The organism is Amycolatopsis sp. NPDC051371 (assembly GCF_040682155.1).
Lineage (GTDB): Bacteria > Actinomycetota > Actinomycetes > Mycobacteriales > Pseudonocardiaceae > Amycolatopsis.
Genome location: NZ_JBFBAG010000127.1, coordinates 1 through 1,153 on the forward strand (window position 1 = coordinate 1; position 1,153 = coordinate 1,153).

Below are 1,153 nucleotides of genomic sequence, written 5' to 3' on the forward strand. Positions count from 1 at the left end.
TGGAAAACCCGCGACGAACTTGCCAACGCGATATTCGAATGGATAGAGTGCTGGTACAACCCGAAACGGAGACACTCCAAGATCGGGATGCACAGGCCCGCCACGTTTGAGGCTCTCAACCAGCCACCAGATGCGGCGACCTGACCCCACACCCGCCGTGTCCGGCGAACAGGGGGAAGCTCAGAAGGCGTGAACCCGGCCAGTCAGCGTCCCGCAGGCGGGACACGCCACTGCATCGGCCCCTGGTTGATGCCCGGACCACGATCGCATTGCCAGCGTCCTCAACCCCGCCTCGGCCGGGATCCACCGCACCACCACCGAAAGTGCGCCAGAGCCGAACGTTTTACAGTCCCGACCGAAGCTGGGTCTATCCCGTGATCGGTGTTTCCGGCGTTGTTGATCAGTAGGTTTCAGTTCCCGGCCAGCGGTCACCGAACGTGATGGCGAACGCGTTGATCACTGGCTTCCAGCGCATCGTCCATCGGGCGCGGCCCGTCCCGGTCGGGTCCAGGCTGCGGGTCACAAGATACAGGCACTTCATCGCGGCCTGCTCGGTCGGGAAATGCCCGCGTGCACGGATCGCCCGCCGGTAGCGGGCGTTCAGCGACTCGATCGCGTTTGTGGAGCAGATCATCGTCCGAATCTCGACGTCGTAATCGAGGAACGGCGTGAACTCGTCCCAGGCGTTGCGCCACAACCGGATCACGGCACCGTACGTCTTCCCCCATTTCTCGTCGAGGTCCTCAAGAGCAGCCAGCGCAGCGCCGGGATTCGGGGCCGTGTAGATGGGTTTGATGTCTCGTTTCACCGCGTCCCAGTCCCGTCGTGATGCCAGCCGGAAAGTGTTCCGGATGAGATGGACGATGCAGGTTTGCACAATGGTCCGCGGCCACACGTTCGCCACAACGTCGGGCAGGCCTTTGAGGCCGTCGCAGACGAGGAAGAACACGTCGGCCACGCCGCGGTTCTTCAGATCGATCAGCACGCTCATCCAGAACTTCGCGCCCTCGCCACCAGTACCCATCCACAGGCCGAGCACGTCCTTGTGACCGTCCACAGTGACGCCGATGGCGGCGTAGACAGGCCGGTTGGCGACCTGCCCGTCGCGGACCTTGACGTGGATCGCGTCGATGAACAGAGCCACGTACGCGGG

Annotated in this window: 2 protein-coding genes; one reads left to right on the top strand and one right to left on the bottom strand. The window is 63.5% G+C overall.

Going from position 1 to position 1,153, the window contains the following annotated elements; genetic code table 11:
- Nucleotides 1-144 (top strand): IS3 family transposase (locus AB0M59_RS53590; protein WP_364632179.1); only part of this gene is annotated, 144 nt, incomplete at its 5' end.
- 256 nt (nt 145-400) lie between these two features.
- Here the strand turns inward: AB0M59_RS53590 and AB0M59_RS53595 are convergent.
- Nucleotides 401-1,153 (bottom strand): IS256 family transposase (locus AB0M59_RS53595; RefSeq protein WP_364632177.1); only part of this gene is annotated, 753 nt, incomplete at its 5' end.